Below are 19,128 nucleotides of genomic sequence, written 5' to 3'. Positions count from 1 at the left end.
CGGCTGCTTATTTTGCGTTTGTCGCCTGTGCCGGTGCTACGACTTTCATCACACCGTTCATGATGCGCCAGTGGCCCGGGAATGTACAGACAAACGGATACTCGCCTGCCTGTGCCGGTGCCGTGAAAATCAGCCGGTAGGTCTGATCAGGATTCACCAATGGCGTGCTGGCTACAATCTGCGGAATCGACGGTACGTAGTTCTTCTCGGCGCCATCCTTGGCGGTAATCATCTTGTCGGCGGCGGCACCGATCACCTCAAGCGTTTTGGGCTTGCCGATGACCAGGTTGTGCTGCATCGCATCCGGGTTCTCCAGAATAATCACAACTTGCTTGCCGGCCGTTACGGTAAACTCCTTCTTGTCGAATTTCATTTCTTCCCGGATCGTTTTCATCCGGACTACCTGCGCATTCGGATCCAGATCGTCGTTGGCCGAGCGTACACCCCATGCTTCGAGCAGGCGACCCATGCGGTTACGGCTTTCTTCCGGCAGTGAACTGCTCAGGCTGGCCATAAACGTTTTGTCTTCGGCCGACAAGGTCGCTTTCTTGCGCGGATTCCAGCCTTCCGACAGCCCTTTTACCATTGCCTGACTGTCGTCTGTACCCAGTTGCTGTGCCTGCCGGAACAGGCTGACAACTGATTCGGCCGGTGCGGTTGACGCATAGCTGCGCGCGGCACGCTCCAGGGCGAAGGTCGCCAGTTTCTGCGGCTGACGGAAGGTCAGCTTACGGGAAATCTGGTTGTTATTTTCCTTCGTCTCGGCAATGACGTTTTCACGGTCAACGACGATCGAAACCGTATAGTCGCCGGCAATGTCAGAACCGAAGCCCATGCCACCGGTCCACGGACCGTTGTTGGTCTGGCGGATTCCCACGCTCTGGCCCGGTTCGATCCCGTCTTTGTAGGCGACGCTGACCATTTCTACCTTGCGTCCCTGGCCTTCAATGCGGATCGCCAGCGGAATCACGGTGCCTTTCGGAATGGCAACCCCGCCCTGATTCGTTACGATGGCCGTCATGGATGTGCTTTCGCGGACAAACGGCGAGACAGGGTCCATTTTAATGTCGGTAATCACCAGATCCGGCTTGTCGCCCGTTGGGGTAACCGTCGTGGCCGCAGCAGCGGTCTGCCCGTGTCCGGCATGGTTCATGGCTGAGTGATCATGACCGGCCGGCATGGCTTTAGGCTGAGCCGCCAGTTGTTTCAGATACGCCTGCATCAGTTTACCATCCTGCGCGGTCAGGGCACAGGCAAAGGCATCCGGTAACCAACGGTCGTTGGCTTCAGTGGCTTGTGTCAGGCGGGTCAGTACGGCCGTTTCAGCAGCAGGCGTCAGCGGCATTTCGGTCATTGCCAGAATGCTGTTCAGGACAACCAGTGGTTCCTTATCGTTCAGCGTATTGGCCTGAAGCAGATTGTTCAGGGATGATTCGTTACGCGGAATGATCTGGATAGCGGTTTTCCGGACACCGGAACACGGGTGCTTCAGTGCGTTTACCACCGCCTGCTGTACCTGCGGATCGGTCAGTGCACCAAGGCCTTCGAGGGTCCGCAGGGCATGGATAGCCGATGGGTTAATACCGGCTTCGTCCAGCGACGTATCGTTGACCAGCGCAATCAGTTGCGGCACTACATCTTTCTGACCCCGTTCGACCAGCAGGCGCTGGGCCTGCATCCGCCAGAACATGTTGTTGTTTTTCAGGGCAGCGACCAGCTCCTGCGGCCGGTCTTTGCTCAGCGATAACGGCGTATAGGCTGGTGCTTTTTTGTAGGCAACGCGGTAGATACGGCCGTGCGTGAAGTCGCGCAGTTCGGTTTCGTAGGCGTTACCCGCTCCGTTTTTAAACCCTTCCGGAACGGGGTTGTGCTGGATAATGTAGCTGTACCAGTCGGCTACCCACACGGCTCCGTCGGGGCCCACTTCGGCAAACACCGGCGATACCCATTCGTCGGCACCTGCCAGGAGGTTAAAGCCTTCGGCATCTTCGTAGTCGGTACCTTTTTTCACCATGACGTTCTGGTGCAGGATGTGGCCGGTTGGTTCGGCCACGAAGGCAATCCGGTTCCAGTAGTTTTTCGGATAGGCACGGGCCGTATAGAAGTTATGCCCGGCGGCGGCCGTAAAACCACCGAATACGTCAACCTGACGGACACGCGGCGTAATCGGCTTCATGTCTTTATGCGAATCGGTGCCGCGGCTGCCGTTGTTGACGCCCGGGGCTGAGTTGAAATACCGGTGCGGAATGGCCATATACCAGCCGTGTGAGTTGTTGGCCGTTGAGCCGAATACATCACCGGTTTCGTTAAAGCCGAAGCCCCACGTATTGTTTGAGGTGCTGGTAATCCACTCGAGTTCTGAGCCGTCCGGCTTGAAGCGGAAAAATGCCTGACCAAACCGGAGGCTGTCGGCCTGCCCCACTTTGCCCCGGAAGCCTGAGTAGCCTACGCAACCCCAGACCCAGTTGTCGAATCCATAATGGAGATTACTCGGACCCGCGTGTGTATCAAACGTACCGAAACCGGTAAACAGAATCTTTTTGGTATCCGCCTTGTCGTCGCCGTCGGTATCTTTCAGGAAGAGCATGTGCGGCGCCTGGGAAACAATCAGACCGCCGTTGGCAAACACCATGCCGGTCGGAATGCTTAGTCCGTCGGCCCAGCGCGTAAATTTATCTGCTTTGCCATCCTTGTTGGTGTCTTCACACATCAGGATGTAGTCGCTGCCGCCGGTTTCCTTACGTTCGTTCGGATAATCTTTGGTAATCAGAACGAACAGGCGTCCGCGCTCATCCCATGTCATCGCAATCGGGTGCATCACATCCGGTTCATGGGCGAATACTTCCAGCGTAAAATCGGCCGGTACCTGAATTTGTTTTACCGATTCTTCCGGCGAAAGCGGGTTCTGGCGGAGTTGCGGTCCGGGGCGCTTTTCGTAATTCGGAAGCCGTGCTTCTCCATACGTAAACGGTTGCGGGTTCAGGGCGTCGTGCTGTTTCTTTACCGCATCGCCAACAGCCCACAGAATGCCTTTTTCCATCAGGTCCTGGAAACCCGGCTGACCCCACGTACGCTCGTCGTGACCATAAGCCGTGTAAAAAATCCGGCCTTTGCCGTGCGTCCGTGTCCACGTATAGGGTTCTGTTTTCTGATCCGGTTTATCTTTTGCCTGATCGGCTTTGATTTCGCGGACAGCCAGCACATTGTTATCTGGCTGCAGCTTTTCGTGGAGGTATGTCTCGTCGTAGGCCTTAAACGGTTTCAGGCCCATAATGGCCGGATGGTCGGGCTGTACGTGGAGGGTCTGAATGGTATCCATCCGGTGGCGCCAGAACTGACCACCCACCATTTTTACGTATTCCGGTGAGTTGCGGAAACAGAATGACGCACAATGAACCGGAATCAGCCCCTTACCCGATGCCACAAAGTCAAGAATGGCTTTTTCCTGCGGTTTGGCAATGGTATCCCAGTTCGCGTAAATCAGTAAACCATCGTATTTCGACAAATTTTCAGGATTGATGTCCTCCATTTTGTCGGTATACGTAATGTTGATTCCCCGATTCCCCAGTGCGGCCATCAGTTGCGGAACCCGTTCGATTGGCCGGTGATGGCCGTTATCGCCTAAGAAAAGGATTTCAGTACGCCGTGCAGCCGGCTGAGCGGCGGCTGTTTTCACTGTATTTGACGGACGACCGCCAAAGTCACGCGGATTACTCGAAGGTTTCCGGGTGCAATACATCAGGGTCAGCGACAGTAACCCGAGCAATACACCGTAAGAGTGTCTGTTCATGTTGGTTGATAGGTTGACTTCGGGTTTATGTTGTCAGGCCCGGTCCGGGCCTGACAAAAACGGGCTAAATGGCAAAGAAATCAGGCAGGTGCTTGATAGCCCCGCCCTCAAGGGCAGATTCGTGAGCCAGGATACCAACCGATGTCCAGTTGGCCGATTGAGCGGCATTAGGGAACGGATCACGGTCTTCGACCAGCGCCGTCAGGAACTCATGCACCAGGTGCGGGTGTGACCCGCCGTGGCCGCTGCCCTGTGTGAAAGACAAGTGTTGCTGTTCGTCCATGTCATAGACCCCTTTGGTGGTAAACGGCTGAATTTCTTCCGGCAGCAGGTGGGCATAATCAGGGACGGTAACATGCTCCGGAATTTCGTGCTCCGGCTTTTTCGCCGTATGAATCACCGGATCTTCGCCTTCGATCAGCGGCCATTCAAACGACTTTTTCGAACCGTAGACTTCAAAACTTTCACGGTACTGCCGGGCCGTATCGAACAACGAACGGTAGACGTAGGCCGATAAGTCGCTGTTTTTGAATTTGATATGTGCCGACTCAATAGCAAACGGCGAGTTGTGAATTTTTGCCAGCTCCTCGCGGATTGTTCCGGAACCAAAGCAGGATACGTATTCAGCGTCGAGTTTCAGCAGCCCGGCAACCGGCCCGACACAGTGCGTTGCGTAGTGCATCGGTGGCAGGCCCGGCCAGTAGTCGGGCCATCCGTCCATGTCCTGCTGGTGGCTTGCTTTCAGGAACTGGACTTTGCCCAGTTCGCCTTTTTCATACAATTCCTTCACGAACAGAAACTCGCGGGCATAAACCACGGTCTCCATCATCATGTATTTTTTGCCGGTTTCTTTACACACCTTCACAATCTCCAGGCACTCCTCAACGCTGGTCGCCATCGGAACGGTACAGGCAACGTGTTTGCCCGCGCGCAGGGCTTTCAGGCTCTGCTCGGCATGGTTCGGAATCGGCGAGTTGATGTGTACGGCATCTACATTCGGGTCGGCCAGCAGTTCGTCGTAGTTGCTGTACCGTTTTTCAATACCAAAGGCATCGCCGATTTTGTTCAGGTTTTCAACGTTCCGCTGGCAGATAGCATACATATTGGCGTTTGGGTGACGCTGATAGATGGGGATAAATTCGGCACCGAAACCAAGACCGACAATGGCAATATTAATCTTCGACATAGTGAAAAAAAGGGGAAAAAGCTTTTAAGTACGTGATCTGGTCTATGAATAAACGGGAAAACAGCCCCCTTATTTGTTAAGGATGCGTTCGGCCGTGGCTGCTTTCAGAAACGCCATGCTGTCGACCGCCAGTTGTTCCGGCGAGGCAAACATTTTGCGCCAGATATGAGCTGCCGAAGCCATTTCCGGCGGGGTCTGACCAAATGCTTCGATGGCAATCGGGCCGGTGTAGTTGATTTCCTGCAAGGTGTCGAAAATAGCATCAAAATCGACATGTCCCTGTCCCGGCGTTGAGCGGTCATTTTCAGACAGCTGGATATGCACCAGGTAGGGAGCCAGCGTACGCAGGGCTGCCGGTATGCTTTTTTCTTCGATGTTGCCATGGAAGGTATCAAACGCGGCCTGGCAATTCGGGTGATTTACGGCTTCCAGGTACCGGACAAGTTCGTCGGCGCTGGTAATGAGGTAAATCTCGAACCGGTTCAGGTATTCCACCGCCAGCGTTACGTCGCGGGTTTGGGCATGGTTGGCGATTTCGCGCATGGCCGTTACCGACCAGGTCCATTCTTCTTCCGTCGGCGCCTGTCCGGTGAAGGTGTTGAAACCGGCAAAGAAGGGACCCATCAGGATATTGGCCCCCAGAGCGGCCGTACAGTCAACGACGCCCTTCAGATAATCGATCCCGGCACGCCGCACGGCAGGGTCTGTGTCGATCAGCGACAGGTGAGCCGGCAGGATACTGCATGCCTGAATATCCAGCCCGTAAGAGCGGATTGTCTGGCCCAGCTGCTCCCACTTGGCAACGTTGGTATCGTTGATCGGGGTTTCAATAAAATCGTATCCGGCTTGTTTCAGAAAGGAAAAGGTTCCGGTCAGGTCTTCATCCATGGTGACTGTCCATGGAAATAAATTCATCCCCAGCTTATTCATATTTTACATAAGAAGATTACTACAAAACTACTTTGTATATTTGGAGGAATCTCGGCTTTATTTGGCTAATGATAGTTATATTTTAACCTGTTTTATATTAATCGTTTCTCTTTTAGGGTAAAAAGCAGTTTTTTATGCGTAGTGCGCTTCGTAAAGATTTAGAACCAGTAGCCGCCTCTTTTATTGTAAAACAGCTATCGGATCCCTTCTTTGATCCATATTGGCATTTTCATCCCCATTACCAGCTGTTTTTGGTCGAAGAAGGAACCGGAACCCGGTTTATCGGCGATTCGATTCAGCCGTTCGGGCCTGGTGATCTTGTCTTTCTGGGGCCGAATTTGCCTCACTTATGGCGAAGTGATCAGGCTTATTTCGTGAAAGATTCCGGGCTTCGGGTACGCGGCATTGTGGTCTATTTTCAGGAGGATTTTCTGGGTACAGACTTCTTCGATAAGCCCGAAATGCTGCTGTTACGTCAGCTGCTGAATAATGCCCGTCAGGGCCTGGAGTGGGGGGAAGGCCGCCAGCCGGATGCCACGCGGGAACACATTGCCAATGCGTTGCGCCGGTTATCCGGAATGCCGGTTGGCTTTGGCCGCGTTCTGGCGCTCCTGACACTGCTCGACGAACTGGCCCATACGGCGAGCCACCGCTTTATTACGAGTGCCGGTTATACCAACACCGTGAAGCCGCACGAAACCGACCGGATGCAGACCGTACATGACTACGTACTCGAACATTTCCACGAACACATTAACCTGGATACGGTGGCCGAACTGGCCGGAATGACACCACCGGCTTTCTGCCGTTATTTTAAGGCGCGGGCCAACAAAACATTTTCGGAGTTTGTCTCAGAAGTCCGGATCGGACACGCCTGCAAACTGATGATGGAGGGACGGCTGAACGTAACCCAGGTAAGCTATGAAAGCGGGTATCGAACCCTGTCGAACTTCAACCGGCAGTTTAAGGAAATCACCGGAAAAACGCCTATGGAATACGTACGTACGTATCGTACTATATAAAAACGCCGGTTAACTGCTCTGACAGTTAACCGGCGCCGGATAAACGAGGGCTGATTAATACATCTGGCTGGTTGTTGCCGAACGGGCTGCGACCGGTTCCAGAATAAAATCAATGAGGTCGCTGTTGAGCTGCTCTTTTTCCGTATAGAACAAACCGTGCGGTGCCCCATCGTATACCTTATACGTTGAGTTCAGTACCATCTGGGAGGATTGCTCGCCTGAGGCTTCAATCGGTACTGTCTTATCGGCATCTCCGTGAATAATCAGCGTCGGTACGTTGATCGTACCCATGTCCTGACGGAAGTCTGTTGACGAAAACGCTTTGGCACATTCCTGCGTCGCTACCGGTGAGGCAAAAGACGCAAGCATGCGGTAATAGTCCAGCAACGGTGTGCTGACCGGCCGGTTGATCAGGTTTACCCCGAAAAACTGCTTACCGAAATCATCTAGGAATTTAATCCGGTCTTCTTTCATATTGGTCAGCATCTCGTCGAATGTCTCCTGCGGCACTCCGTCCGGATTGTCGTCGGTCTGAAGCATAAACGGTGTCACGGCACTGACCAGAACGGCTTTGCTTACCCGTGCACCGCCATGACGGCTGAAATAGCGGGCCACTTCACCGCCTCCCATCGAAAAACCGACCAGGGTCACATCCTGTAAGTCCAGTTCGTCCAATACCGCTTTAAGATCATCGGCCAGGGTGTCGTAGTCATATCCGCCCCATGGTTTCGATGATTTACCGAAACCGCGGCGATCATAGGCAATGCAACGAATACCTTGTTTAGGAAGCTCGGTCATCTGGTATTCCCACATCTCGTGGCTCAACGGCCAGCCATGAATCAATACAACAGGTTTACCTTGTCCCCAATCCTGATAAAAAAGGCTAACGGGTTCGCCAAAACGCGAATCGTTGGTTTGTATGTAGCTCATAACGCTGATAAAAAGTGTTGATATCGCTACATTAACTCTACTCTATCGGAGTTGTTGATTAATTGATTGTTAATTGAGCGAAAGGGAAAGTTAGGTTCCGGTGCTATAACTTTTGGTCTGTTGAGGGGTGGAACGTTTTCCATGAGTGCCAGAACTCCTGATAAGCCTGTACGGGCTGGAGCTGCCTGCCCATCAGCGGCCCATCTTTGCAGACGCCGTTTTTGCCCCAGACCGAGCCGGTTTGCGTGTCTTTCAGCGAACCATCAGGCAGCCGTAAAAAGGTAAGCACCTGATCATCAAGTTGCCGCTTCCAGGCGAAAAGAGAGGCTTTATCGTTCCCAACCGTCAGCACGACCGGTACCTGCCCGACGGTGTCATTCACGATCCGGACCCGCAGGAGGCCATTCCAGTCGTAGGCGCGGGAAGCGCGGTTCTGGGTAATCCCGACAACCCATGACTTATCATGCCACGACAGGCTGTCGCGGCGGGTGAGGTCACTTTTACTCTTGCCGGTTTCGTAGGGTTTCATCTTGTCGTACGACTCCTGAAAATCGGCGTCCGGCTGCATCACGAGTGTATTCGGATACAGCGCAGCCCATTCCCTGAGCGTCATGTGCTGCGTAGGCAGCTCGGTCAGCGACTGACCGGTCAGCGGGCCGGCAATGGCTTTTCCGGTTGCCTGCTGCCACCAGCTGCCCGTGCGGCTGTCTTCAAACATGGCGTTAAAATGATCCATCCCAACCAGACGGAAATCATCAGGGTGTGTACCGACGAGCGGGCTGAAGGCACGGCCGGTGCGGCAGACAGTGCAGTAGGTAATCATCACCGGTTCGCCGCCAACGGTATCCCGCACCTGGTGGTGATAACCGATAAACTGAACCGGATAGGCCCGCGCTTCGTCGTGGCGGACAATGCCCATTACCAGCCTGTCCATCGGGACTTTGTTTTTGTCGAGATGCGTCAGTTGTTTATGCCGGGGCTGGTAAAACATTTTTTCGGCCAGCAACCGGAAATTGAACAGGTAGCCGACAACGAGATAAGCCACAAGGAGGGCGATGCTGAGCCAGCGGTGCCACGGGCGTTGCGGCCGGCGGAGAACCGGCACGGCAGTCAGCAGGATAATGATCCAGCCCGCTACCCGCAGAAACCAGACGTGTTGATGAATCCAGAAGGCCGCTTCGATGGTATTGGCCTGCTGGCTGCCCGGCATGGGCATGATGAAATACACCTTGGCTATTTCGAGGATGATCAGAAAAAAAATGCCGGAAACAAAGAGGGAAAGACGAGACATAATGTTGTGTGTTGCGATATATATCCCCCGGCCGAAAATCAGCCGGGGGAGTATTCCCTTAACCTATGATGAAAGTTGTGGTGTGTATAGAAATGCGGTCTATAAAAAACTGTCGCAAAAGCGAACGGTCGCCCTGAGTGTGTGTCCCGTATTTTTACTAATACGCCGCAGGAGCACATTCATACTATCCCTGGCTGCGTACATTACTAAAAGAAACAGATATCCGGAATCTATCTATACTCATGGAGTATCCTTCTTTTATACGGCATCGTCAGTGTGTCAGCGGTTGGGTCAGGGGCAGCGTTGCTTTTTCGTTTGGTTTGAGAGCCAGCCGGTTATACTGTATCGACAGGCTGAATCCTGAATAATTGCCCATGATCCCGTTACTCTGGTCAACATCACGGATGTTGATGATATACGGCGGTTTATGGAAAATACGCCGCCCGCTAGCCTGGATACTGGTATCTTCCTCGCTGGTAAAGCCCAGTTCGGTCAGTCGCTTCTGAATGGCGGCCGACTGGTCTTTGCCCTGAAACTGATACACCAGTACCGTCGACTTAGCGTTTGAAATGTATTCCATCAGCGTTGAGGCAGTCGAGGCACTTTGCATATATCCTCCCGGTTGTTTGGCATAAATGCAGAGCCAGCCCGTTACATTACCTACCCGTTTCTGGCAGGTAAAGCCTTGCTTAAACATGAGCTCATCAAACTGATGGGGCGGGAGCCTGACCCAGTTAAGCAAATCGTCCGCTGACTTGTTCTGCGCTGCCAGTTGTAAAAAAAGGCCGGTTGTGAAAAGAATGGTAAGCAGGTACTTCATAAAACCTAATTGATTTACAGAGAAAAACTAACGCTGACAACTCCGCTGCGGCCATCTGACGACCAGACGCCCGGACCCGGATAAAACGTCGGCCGCTTGGTAAAATACTGACGGTTCAGCAGGTTATTCAGGCTACCGCGAATGCTCAGATTCCGGCGGATACGCCAGGTGGCATTCATATCCAGGAGGCTGTACGCCGGCACCAGCCCTTTGGCCCCGTTGGCGGTTGGCTGAACGGTATTCAGGGCATCTGAGTAGGTTTCGCTCACATAACTGAACTGGGTTGTCAGACTGACAGTACGATAACGAATGGTGATACCGTTGCGTGAGGTCCAGCGCGGAACCGATTCTACGGCGTTGCCGTTGACGGATTTATTTTCGGTACCGGCCGACACCTTAGCGTTCTGATAGCGGGCGTCGATGAATGCCGTTGAGATAAAGCCACTGATCAACAAATGGTTGTTGCGGTAGATCTGCGCTTCTAGTAAGGCCTCGACACCACGGTTATGGCTGTCGCCGATATTGGTCCGTAATAAATACGATTGCCCCTGCGCGTCGTTCAGCACGAGTGTGCCTAACCGGTTCCGGTACAGGAGATCGAACGCACTGATGTTGAGGTGCAGACCTGACCATTGACCACTGATCCCTAACTCGGCATTGTAGCCGTAGGCATCCTTGAGGTTTTTGTCGACCTGCTCGTATACCGAGGCCGGAATAATGTCCTTAAAAATCACCGGCCGGTAGGCCTGCGACCAGCCACCATACAACCGTACGGCCGGGCTGAACTGATACTGCCCGTTGATTCCCAGCAACGCAAAGCGGTGACTGATGTTGGTTGGCAGGTTCTCCGGCATGTAATATGAGATTGTGCCCCGCATGCGCGTTTCCCCGTTTTCGACCCGGATACCCGGCGAAACCGTCAGGCGGTCGGTGAGGCGGATCTGCGATTCGGCAAAAAAAGCAATATTGTTTGTGTAATAATGCAGGTCGCGTTTGAAGGGGGCCGTCAGGCTCAGGGTAAAATCAGTTCCGGTGGTGCCCGTTCCCAGCTGACGGCGATGCAGGTCATTGTTCATGTACTGCAAACCGGCAACGGCAGTGGCTTCAACGCTTCCGATGCGGTACTGATGCAGCAACCGCAGTTCCGAGGTATAACTGTGGAAATTGTCGATATCTACCTGACGGGCCTTGTACTGGCCTGTTTTAGGGTCCATGACGTCGGCAACGGTTGCAAATGCATCCAACTGCACACTGTTACGGGCACCCAGGACCGCAGAGCTGGTCCAGAGCAACTGCGTACGGTCGCCGATCTGCCAGTTTAGTTTGACAGACGGCACATAGATGTCCGGATTAAAGTAGTTCCGGGCCCGTGTCGACTGGCGGGGATTGGCCGCAAACATGGAATCGGTCAAGGGGCCGGGAATCTGGTACAGGTACTGTGAGCGTCCGAACTCGGCGGTAATCCCCAGCCGGCTGGTTGCCTGGTAATGAATGCGGCCATACTGCGCGTTGGCGTCTGAGCGGCTGTTGTCGCGGTAACCATTCGAATGGCGTTTGTAGAAATAGCCGTAGTAGGTCACTTTGCCGACGCGTCCGCCGATGGCGTTGTAGCTGCTCAGCAGGCCAAACGAACCGGCCGATGTCGTACTTTCGAAGCCAAACCGGCGCGTGGTGTCGGCCTGCCTGGTCACGTAATTGATCATACCGCCAAACTGGGCTCCGTATTGCAGCGACGCTGTGCCGCGAATGAGTTCAACGCGGTCAATGCTTTCCATGGGTGCCGAGTAATGGCTGGCGGGGTAGCCGTAAATATCCGAATTGGTCATGATGCCGTTCTGGCGGATATTCAGCTCCCACGACCGGTGGGGGTCCAGGCCCCGGGTCGCGATATTGACCTGATTGCCCGTGCCGTCCATGTCATACACGAAAACGCCCGGAATACGGGCAAAAACCTGGCGTGCGTTTTTTTCGGCCACGTTTACATCCACGTCGGCCAGTTTAATGACTTCATTTCGTTTACCGGCTGTCAGGTAGGTACCTTTCACGGCCGGCATTTCTTCAACAACACTGGCCCGGACACCTTTAACGGTAACCTGATTCAGCATGCGGGCCTTGAGGGTGTCAGTAGATTGTGAGTAGGCATAGTTACCGGTTATTAAAAGGGCAATAACCGGTAAGCCGAGTAATTTCCGGGTTAATATATATTGATTCCCCATCGGATGTATTCATTTAAGTTGTTGTATTACAGGGTATTCTTTTGGGTATTCCGGCGTGTCTTTACTGGCTGCCGGGGCCGTGCGACAGTGTCGGCACGGTCCGGCAGCAGGAAAAGAAAAGAGCAGTTTATTCACAACGAATAACGTTAAGACTTACAGTCCGGAGCCATCGGCCTTGCCACGGTCAATGGCATACTGGCCCACATTTTTGCCGACTTTAAGCCCTACTTCACAGTCGAACCGGTAATGGATGAGGCCGTAGATCCGTGATACCGATGCTTCTGCTGCCTGCGCGCTGAATTCAGCCGCGCGCTCCGGGAAGATATACCCCAGTACGGCAGAAGCCGCACCCGAGAAGGTCGAGTGCCCGGAGGTATAAGACGGGAAATTTGGTAAACCTACAGATGTTTTCAGACCAAACTGCTGAGGACGAGGGTAGTAGTAGTAGTATTTAACGTCCCAGCACGAGATGCCGGCATCCTGAAGCGTAGTGCCTACCAGCGCTAACGTACGGGCCATGCGCACCTCGCTGTACCGGGCTTCGTGTGAGGCGTTGGCGGCCGTCCGGTGCCAGTGACCCGGCGGGGTGTAGCTCCCGGCACCATCCGCCCAGAAGTTGGCGATACGGGCCTGTTCGCGGGTTTGATTTTTCTGAATTGACCGCAGTTCATCAATGTTTTGTTGGAATTCTGTACTGTTCAAGGCAGGTGGCGGACCCGGGCGCAGCTTTACCAGTGCGGCTTTATCAAAGTTCCAGGTCTGTACGGCACCGTAATTTGGCAACATCGGCGGGCGGGCAGGAGTCTCCTGGCTCAGCCAGACTTCACTGAGGCCCATGGCTTTGGCCGTTTCAATCATACCGCTCGTGACGGTCTGGTTGTTGGCTGCACTCATACCGTCTGTTCTGGCACGGCCCATTACTTTGGCGGCAACCGCCAGCCCGAGGTCGTTACCGGCCGTAATATCGCTCGAAACGTTCATGCCCGCCCATTGACGGCTTTGTTTGTGTTCATTGTATTTGGCTTCCAGAAACGGTACTTCGCCCGGAAACATGGCTTTCAGAATGGTAAAGGAGGCTGCCGCCACAACGGCATCTTCAGATGGATACGTCGGAATGCTGGAAACAGGGAGGGCTACCCGAATGGTTGCATCCGTTTTTGAGGGGGCCTGCCGCTTAAATTTGTACTTATAATTCCAGGCGGCCACCAGCGCATCGTATTGGGCAACACTCAGGTAAGCCAGTGCCCGCGCGGTATAAGGCGGGTTGGCAAACGGGAATTTCGGGTCAGCCAGCGGGTTGTTGGCATCCGGGACCGGATATTTTCCTTCGGCGTTTGAGGCCGGTGGAATGTTATACCGGGCGGCCAGCTCACGGGCGATTTCGTTCCACCGGTAAACGGCACCGGCACCCCAGTAGACAACGGCTTCCTGCTGTTCCTGCGTCAGGCTGGCAGATGCCTGTTTGAGGGCAGCCAGTTCGGCCTGGTATTCGGTTGAGCTAACCGAAGAAGGGGTAGCAACAGAGAATTCCGTTGGCGACGCCAGCACATAGGTTTTCCATGAACCGGCCTTATCATCGACATTGGCCGGTGTGTAGCCGACACGCTGTGGCTCTTCGACCGTTTTGTCGCAGGAGTATAAGCCAGCGGCACCGGCAATCAGGGTAATTGTGACAATATGTTTGATATACTTTTTCATGATGCTGTTACGTTCGGGGGCTTACCAGTTGAATTGATACAGAAAACCAAGCATGTAGCTGGTGCTTTGACCGGCATTGACGCCGTCGATTACATACCCTACGCGGGCGTTCAGACCAATATTTTTAGGCTGGAATTTGCCATACCAGCCGATGGTCGTCGCCTGCATGTTGTTGGTCGGAAACGGCATGTCATTCCGTGCGATGTAGTCACCGCTCAGGCAGGCACCGTGTTCGCCCCATACTTCTGTCTGCCATTTTTTACGCAGTATACCGAGGCGAGCCGCGATATCATACGTATTCGGTACGTTGACTTCACGGGTGTTATACACTTTATCCCCTGATTTATACGCATCCCGGTCCACCGAAATATTGCTGCGCCAGGTAAGAGTACCGTGCGTGGTTACGTATAAGCCGGTTTTCGGATGGGTGTAATTCAGGAGCAGCCGGCCGCTGGCTGTCCGGCACTGCATTCCGATCGACATCGGCATAAAGTCCGGTACGTATTTGCTGACAGGAAGTGATCCGCCGGCCAGTGCATTCACCGAGAAGCCTTTAAGGTCAACAACTTTATACTTCAGCCATGCCGATACATCCTGAAAGCCCTTCTGGCCCATCAGGTTGCCGGCGCTTGCATCGGTTTTGACATACGGCAGGTTGGCAATGATATTGAAGCGGTTCGTAATGCCTGCGGCTGCCATCAGGGAAACACTTTGGGTCGTCAGCGTACCGATGTTGTAGTTTTCCCGTTTGAGGGTATGCTCCCAATATTCTTTCCAGCTGCTATGGCCATACATCAAGGCCGCGCAAACCGTTTTTTTAGGCATATAAATAGCGTCTTGCGGCATTTGCGCTTTCGCAGTCCCGGCTAGCCCGCAGGCTACCACCAGGGTAATAATTAACTTTTTCATGATTACGGAATTAGAATGCTCAGGCTTATTTTTTACGGTTACGGATGGTTGCTGATGGTTCTGATGTCTGATCGTTACAGGTCATTGGCAATACAGAACCCGGAACTAACAGCATGCAGAACCATCAGCAACTCAGAACCATCAGTAAGAAAAGGCTTAGAACCAGCGGCTCAGCGAGAGAGAAACCAGATAGTCAGCAAAAGCGGCATCCCCCTGACGGACACCCAGTGGGTCCAGACGGTCAGAGAAGCTTTTGATCCGGTTGCGGTAGAGGGCGATTGGGACAGTGGCCGTAGCCGAGAACTTACCTTTCATGTAAGCCAGACCCGGTTCAACCGAAATGATGTAACCAGGGCGGCGGAATCCGCTGCTGCCTCCGAATACGTCATACGCCGGAACGCCTTCCAGCCGGCCGCCGGCCATGATGGCCAGACCCGGAATAAACGGCAGTGACTGACTCAGACCAATACGGGCCGCAAACTGATCGGCAACGGAGAACGAACCCGTTACGAGGTCAATCGTTGTGGCTTCCGGGTTACGAACCACGCCGTTTGTTTCGCGTGGGTTAAAAAGGTAGAAACCATTAACGTAGGCTGTCAGTGTTTTGGTAATCTGCGCATAGCCCTGGCCTTCGATGTTGAAGCCGACACCGCCGTCACCCAGCTGAATAGACTGGTCAACGGGCTTATTAACTGTATAATCAACCCCTTCTTTAGTGAGTTTGTGGAAATCGTCGGTTACCTTGTAATTGCCTGTCGGCAGTTTGATGCCTGCGCCGATGGCGAAGTTAGCTTTGGTGATCTTCGCCGGATTGACTACCCAGTAGCTTGCTGAAAGGCGCAGATCGCCAATGCCCTGCGACCCTGTGTGGAAACGCTTCTGCTGCGGGTTGGCCGACACCGCATTGCCATAGTGCTCATACAGCGACGAGCGGTCGTTGTACTGAACCGGCAGGTTGACCGAGAGTGTCCAGCGGGGCGTAGGCATGTAGCTGATACCCAGATCCAGCGCATGCGAGAGGTTAACTACTTCGGTATGTTGTTCAAGGCGTTCTGTTTGTTCAACATCGCCTTTGTAGTGACGGAACGAACGGAAATACCGGTAACCGGCATTGATTTGCCACTGACCGGCTTTTTGCTGAAACAACTGGGATGAGTTGCCCGGCGCTGCACAGCTCATGTGACGAACGGCTACACAGCCCTGTGCTGATGCCGATTGAGTATAAAGAGAGAGGCCTAAGGCCGATATAGCTAAAGTAAAGAGTTTCGCTTTCATAGACATGGTTCATCTGCCGGTATACAGCAGGGTACAATACGCCTGTGTACACGGGATCAGCGTGAAAAAATAAATTGAAGAAAAGTAAACGGGAGGACTCTCCGGACAGAACCGGCAGTGATCGCCTGTATTGATCATACGGACCTGAACAGGGCTGTGATAGCCAACGCCTGATGCGTATACGTTGCACCGCTTCCCGGCCAGACGCCATAAGCGCATAGCCGGAGTGTACAGCCGGATAACAGCCTGTAAAGGTCGATTACAAGGTCAATCTGCCAGAATGGTTCGGTCTGAAGTAGTACCTGCACAACGCGGTTGTTGACTGGTTATGATAAACCAGCAGCATCAGCATTGACGCAAACCCAATAAACCGTCTGTTAAGCGAATCGCGGAGGGGGCGACAGGATAGAAAGCGAGCGCGTGGTAAAACGCAGGGTAGCGACCGGAATGCGCACAGAGTCGCACCAGTCATACAGGAAAAAATGGAGGATGGTTCGCGTATTGGGCGAATACTCTTTCAGTAACAGCTTCGCCCACTGACCGGCTTTCCGGCTGGTTTCCGAAGGTGTATTGAGCGTGTCTTTCATGAACGAAAGCAAATCACGCTGCCAGAAAGACGTATTTCTGTTTTCCAGACCGGCAATAAACAGGGTATTGCCTTTGATCTCCATGCTGACGACATCGTAATAATGGCCGCGATAGGTGAAGCCTTCTTCGGTGGCTTCAAGGATACCTTCATGGGCGGACTGGCCGGAAAGCGGAATCTGAAATTCAACTAAACTATCCACTGAACGATAAACAGTTAAGCGCTCAGACAGGTCGTGCTCTTCCTGCCACCATGTCCCGAACGAGATAAGCACCGTTCCGAGCGCGTGGTAGAGCAGCAAGGTCAGCAAACCAAGACTGAGTAACCGTTTAGCCATTGAATTGTTTAGTTTTTCCATACAAATATAGCAAAAGCCAGAAATAATAGCATGCCAGTTCAGTTGTACGTACTATTTTTAATTACTTTTTAGTGACAAGGTTAGTTCGGCGGCGTTAACATCCAGATTTTCAGCGCGTCAAAATTGAATGCGGTTGACCAGTTAATTTGCGCCAGATGCAGGTGCCGGTGATCCTTTTCCGGATTGCGGACCAGGTCCTGAAACATGTAACTTAATTCAATTTTACCCCATTTGCCGGTATTATAGCCAATGCCGCCGGAAACCCAGTTTTCGCCATAAAATGCGTTTTTGGCGCTGACGGGACCGTTTTTGGCGCCGGTCAGGCATAGAAACGCTTCGTTGGCTACGGTCAGATAGGGGCCCTGCTTTTGTGTCGACTGATCATAGAGCGGTAACGTAAAGCCAACGTGATAGCGAAACAACGTGGCGTAGGACCACTGTTGGGTCGATACCCGGAGCGGATACCGCTCTTCGTACCGGAGGCGATGGGTTAAGCGGCCCGTGCCGAGCGCATGTCCGGCCACGGCCTGCGCCCAGATCCGGTTTTCATGCTCATAAATGCCAAACAGGTTATGCTTGACATACGCGTAACCCAACCCAACCTGCACATTCGGTGATACCTTATAGTGTAAACTGGGTTGCAGGTACATCTGCAGGTTAGTGGCCGGAAATTGTTTTTGTTCAATAGTCCGGTCAACAGCACTGATGGTCGATGATGCAAATACGTTATAACTAAGCCGTTTGGTAATGCCGCCCGTCTGGGAGTACTGCGGAAAGAACCCGTAGAACACCCACCGTTGGGCCTGTGCAGACGTGCATGCCAGTAAGCAAAGGATGAGTAACCGTATCTTCATAAGCGTTTGAATGGGCGCGTAACCTTACGCTGGCTACTTTGCAACAAGTATGCCAAAACACAAAAACAAGCTACTTTTTTTTGAAAAACGCAGGCTGCCCGTTCGTTTAGAAAAACTTTTCTAAGTTGATTGTATAGGGTGTTCAGGTATGCTGTATCGGGCTACCTTAGCGGTTGTAATCAACCGGAACCATGCACGAGATTTCGTTAGTCAGAAACATTTTCCGAACGCTTGAGGATGAGTTCCCCGGTGACATGGATCGTGTCAGGGGGATTTATCTGAAAGTAGGGCTGTTGTCGAATGTACAGCCGGTTCTGATGCAGAATGCATTCGACGCCGTCTTAACGGATGAACCCCGTTATCAGAAAACATCGCTGCACGTTGAGGTCCTGCCGATCCTGATTCATTGCGGGCATTGCGGGCAAACAACCGAAGTGGCCCAATACCGGTTTATCTGCCCGTGTGGAAAGCCTTCCCGTACGGTGGTGCAGGGCGAAGAATTGCTGATTGCCAAAGTTGATTTCGACGATTAACCGACTTACCTGACCTTAATCATGTATAAACCTAAATCAAACCGGGCCGCGGTAGGCTCAATCCAGTGTGATAATACGACACTGCACCTGCTGAAGGCAAACGATTTTGTGGCCAAAGCCATCCGGGAGCGTCTGCCCGATACGCTTATTGTTAACGTTTGCTCGTCGCCGGGGAGCGGGAAAACCACCCTGATGCAGGAAACCGGCAAACGGCTGGCCGGTAAACTTAACATGGCCGTGCTGGTCGGTGATCCTGAAACAGAACGCGATGCTGTCCGGATGCGCAATGTCGGCATCAATGCGCTCCAAATCGTAACGGGTGGCATGTGCCACATCGAAGCCCAGATGATTTATCAGGCCCTCGACCATATTGAACTCGGTGAGACCGACCTGCTTTTTATCGAAAACGTAGGAAATCTGGTATGCCCCGCAGCCTTCGATCTGGGCGAAGATTTCCGGGTAACCGTACTGGCCAGTACCGAAGGCGACGATAAACCTAAAAAATACCCCCGCATGTTTCTGACCAGTGAGCTGTTGCTGGTCTCCAAATCGGATCTGCTGCCGTATGTCCCGTTCTCAGTAGATGCTGTAACGCAGGACGCCCGTGACATTAATCCGGATATTGAGGTAATGACCATTTCCAGCCTCAAAGGCGACGGTCTGGATGCCTGGTGCGACTGGCTCCTCAGCCGGGTAGCGGAGAAGAAAGCCCGGCTCGAAACCGCGTAAG

At 53.1% G+C, this 19,128-nt stretch carries 16 protein-coding genes; 3 read left to right on the top strand and 13 right to left on the bottom strand.

Going from position 1 to position 19,128, the window contains the following annotated elements; translation table 11 throughout:
* Window positions 1–7: 7 nt before the first annotated feature.
* From BLX24_RS10820 to BLX24_RS10810, 3 genes are all read right to left on the bottom strand, one after another.
* Window positions 8–3,739: a PVC-type heme-binding CxxCH protein gene (locus BLX24_RS10820; RefSeq protein WP_445422155.1), complete on the bottom strand. Its 3,732-nt coding sequence runs from the start codon at window positions 3,737–3,739 to the stop codon at window positions 8–10.
* 115 nt (window positions 3,740–3,854) lie between these two features.
* Window positions 3,855–4,976 (bottom strand): Gfo/Idh/MocA family protein, encoded by a 1,122-nt coding sequence (locus BLX24_RS10815; protein ID WP_071503131.1) that lies wholly within the window; start codon window positions 4,974–4,976, stop codon window positions 3,855–3,857.
* Between the two features lie 69 nt (window positions 4,977–5,045).
* Window positions 5,046–5,891, bottom strand: coding sequence for a sugar phosphate isomerase/epimerase family protein (locus tag BLX24_RS10810; protein ID WP_229201760.1), 846 nt, complete (start codon window positions 5,889–5,891; stop codon window positions 5,046–5,048).
* A 149-nt stretch (window positions 5,892–6,040) separates the two neighbouring features.
* On the opposite strand from BLX24_RS10810, the gene BLX24_RS10805 reads away from it, so the two are divergent.
* Entirely contained in the window at window positions 6,041–6,928 is an 888-nt protein-coding gene (locus BLX24_RS10805) for an AraC family transcriptional regulator (protein ID WP_071503129.1), read from the top strand.
* 54 nt (window positions 6,929–6,982) lie between these two features.
* Here BLX24_RS10805 and BLX24_RS10800 read toward each other — a convergent pair whose 3' ends face one another.
* The 10 genes from BLX24_RS10800 to BLX24_RS10755 all read right to left on the bottom strand — a co-directional run bounded on the left by BLX24_RS10800 (window position 6,983) and on the right by BLX24_RS10755 (window position 17,865).
* Window positions 6,983–7,858 carry an alpha/beta fold hydrolase gene (locus BLX24_RS10800; protein WP_071503128.1) on the bottom strand — a complete coding sequence of 292 codons (876 nt, stop codon included), beginning with the start codon at window positions 7,856–7,858 and terminating at the stop codon, window positions 6,983–6,985.
* A gap of 103 nt (window positions 7,859–7,961) precedes the next feature.
* A complete protein-coding gene (locus BLX24_RS10795; RefSeq protein WP_071503127.1) occupies window positions 7,962–9,149 on the bottom strand; it encodes a DUF3179 domain-containing (seleno)protein in 1,188 nt (395 codons plus the stop codon).
* A 271-nt stretch (window positions 9,150–9,420) separates the two neighbouring features.
* Entirely contained in the window at window positions 9,421–9,969 is a 549-nt protein-coding gene (locus tag BLX24_RS10790) for a hypothetical protein (RefSeq protein ID WP_071503126.1), read from the bottom strand.
* Between the two features lie 14 nt (window positions 9,970–9,983).
* Complete coding sequence (locus tag BLX24_RS10785; RefSeq protein ID WP_071503125.1) at window positions 9,984–12,185, bottom strand: TonB-dependent receptor family protein; 2,202 nt, start codon at window positions 12,183–12,185, stop codon at window positions 9,984–9,986.
* A 153-nt stretch (window positions 12,186–12,338) separates the two neighbouring features.
* On the bottom strand, window positions 12,339–13,883 hold the full coding sequence (locus BLX24_RS10780) for a phosphatase PAP2 family protein (RefSeq protein WP_071503124.1): 1,545 nt from the start codon (window positions 13,881–13,883) through the stop codon (window positions 12,339–12,341).
* Window positions 13,884–13,904: 21 nt separating this feature from the next.
* The gene (locus tag BLX24_RS10775) at window positions 13,905–14,792 is read right to left on the bottom strand and encodes a hypothetical protein (RefSeq protein WP_071503123.1); all 888 of its coding nucleotides are present in this window, start codon (window positions 14,790–14,792) and stop codon (window positions 13,905–13,907) included.
* Window positions 14,793–14,948: 156 nt separating this feature from the next.
* Window positions 14,949–16,067: a hypothetical protein gene (locus tag BLX24_RS10770; RefSeq protein WP_071503122.1), complete on the bottom strand. Its 1,119-nt coding sequence runs from the start codon at window positions 16,065–16,067 to the stop codon at window positions 14,949–14,951.
* Window positions 16,068–16,201: 134 nt separating this feature from the next.
* Window positions 16,202–16,375, bottom strand: coding sequence for a hypothetical protein (locus BLX24_RS32680; RefSeq protein WP_177225819.1), 174 nt, complete (start codon window positions 16,373–16,375; stop codon window positions 16,202–16,204).
* Between the two features lie 69 nt (window positions 16,376–16,444).
* The gene (locus tag BLX24_RS10760) at window positions 16,445–16,990 is read right to left on the bottom strand and encodes a hypothetical protein (RefSeq protein WP_071503120.1); all 546 of its coding nucleotides are present in this window, start codon (window positions 16,988–16,990) and stop codon (window positions 16,445–16,447) included.
* Between the two features lie 101 nt (window positions 16,991–17,091).
* Window positions 17,092–17,865 (bottom strand): DUF2490 domain-containing protein, encoded by a 774-nt coding sequence (locus tag BLX24_RS10755; protein WP_071503119.1) that lies wholly within the window; start codon window positions 17,863–17,865, stop codon window positions 17,092–17,094.
* A 191-nt stretch (window positions 17,866–18,056) separates the two neighbouring features.
* Between BLX24_RS10755 and BLX24_RS10750 the strand changes: the two genes are divergently transcribed.
* Both BLX24_RS10750 and hypB read left to right on the top strand, forming a co-directional pair.
* Window positions 18,057–18,398: a hydrogenase maturation nickel metallochaperone HypA/HybF gene (locus tag BLX24_RS10750; RefSeq protein WP_071503118.1), complete on the top strand. Its 342-nt coding sequence runs from the start codon at window positions 18,057–18,059 to the stop codon at window positions 18,396–18,398.
* A gap of 21 nt (window positions 18,399–18,419) precedes the next feature.
* Window positions 18,420–19,127 carry a hydrogenase nickel incorporation protein HypB gene (gene hypB, locus BLX24_RS10745; RefSeq protein WP_083421906.1) on the top strand — a complete coding sequence of 236 codons (708 nt, stop codon included), beginning with the start codon at window positions 18,420–18,422 and terminating at the stop codon, window positions 19,125–19,127.
* Window position 19,128: the final 1 nt, after the last annotated feature.

Source organism: Arsenicibacter rosenii (genome assembly GCF_001870735.1).
GTDB classification, from domain to species: domain Bacteria; phylum Bacteroidota; class Bacteroidia; order Cytophagales; family Spirosomataceae; genus Arsenicibacter; species Arsenicibacter rosenii.
Note: the sequence above shows the minus strand (reverse complement) of the source record. Positions and strands in the feature narration are given on the sequence as shown.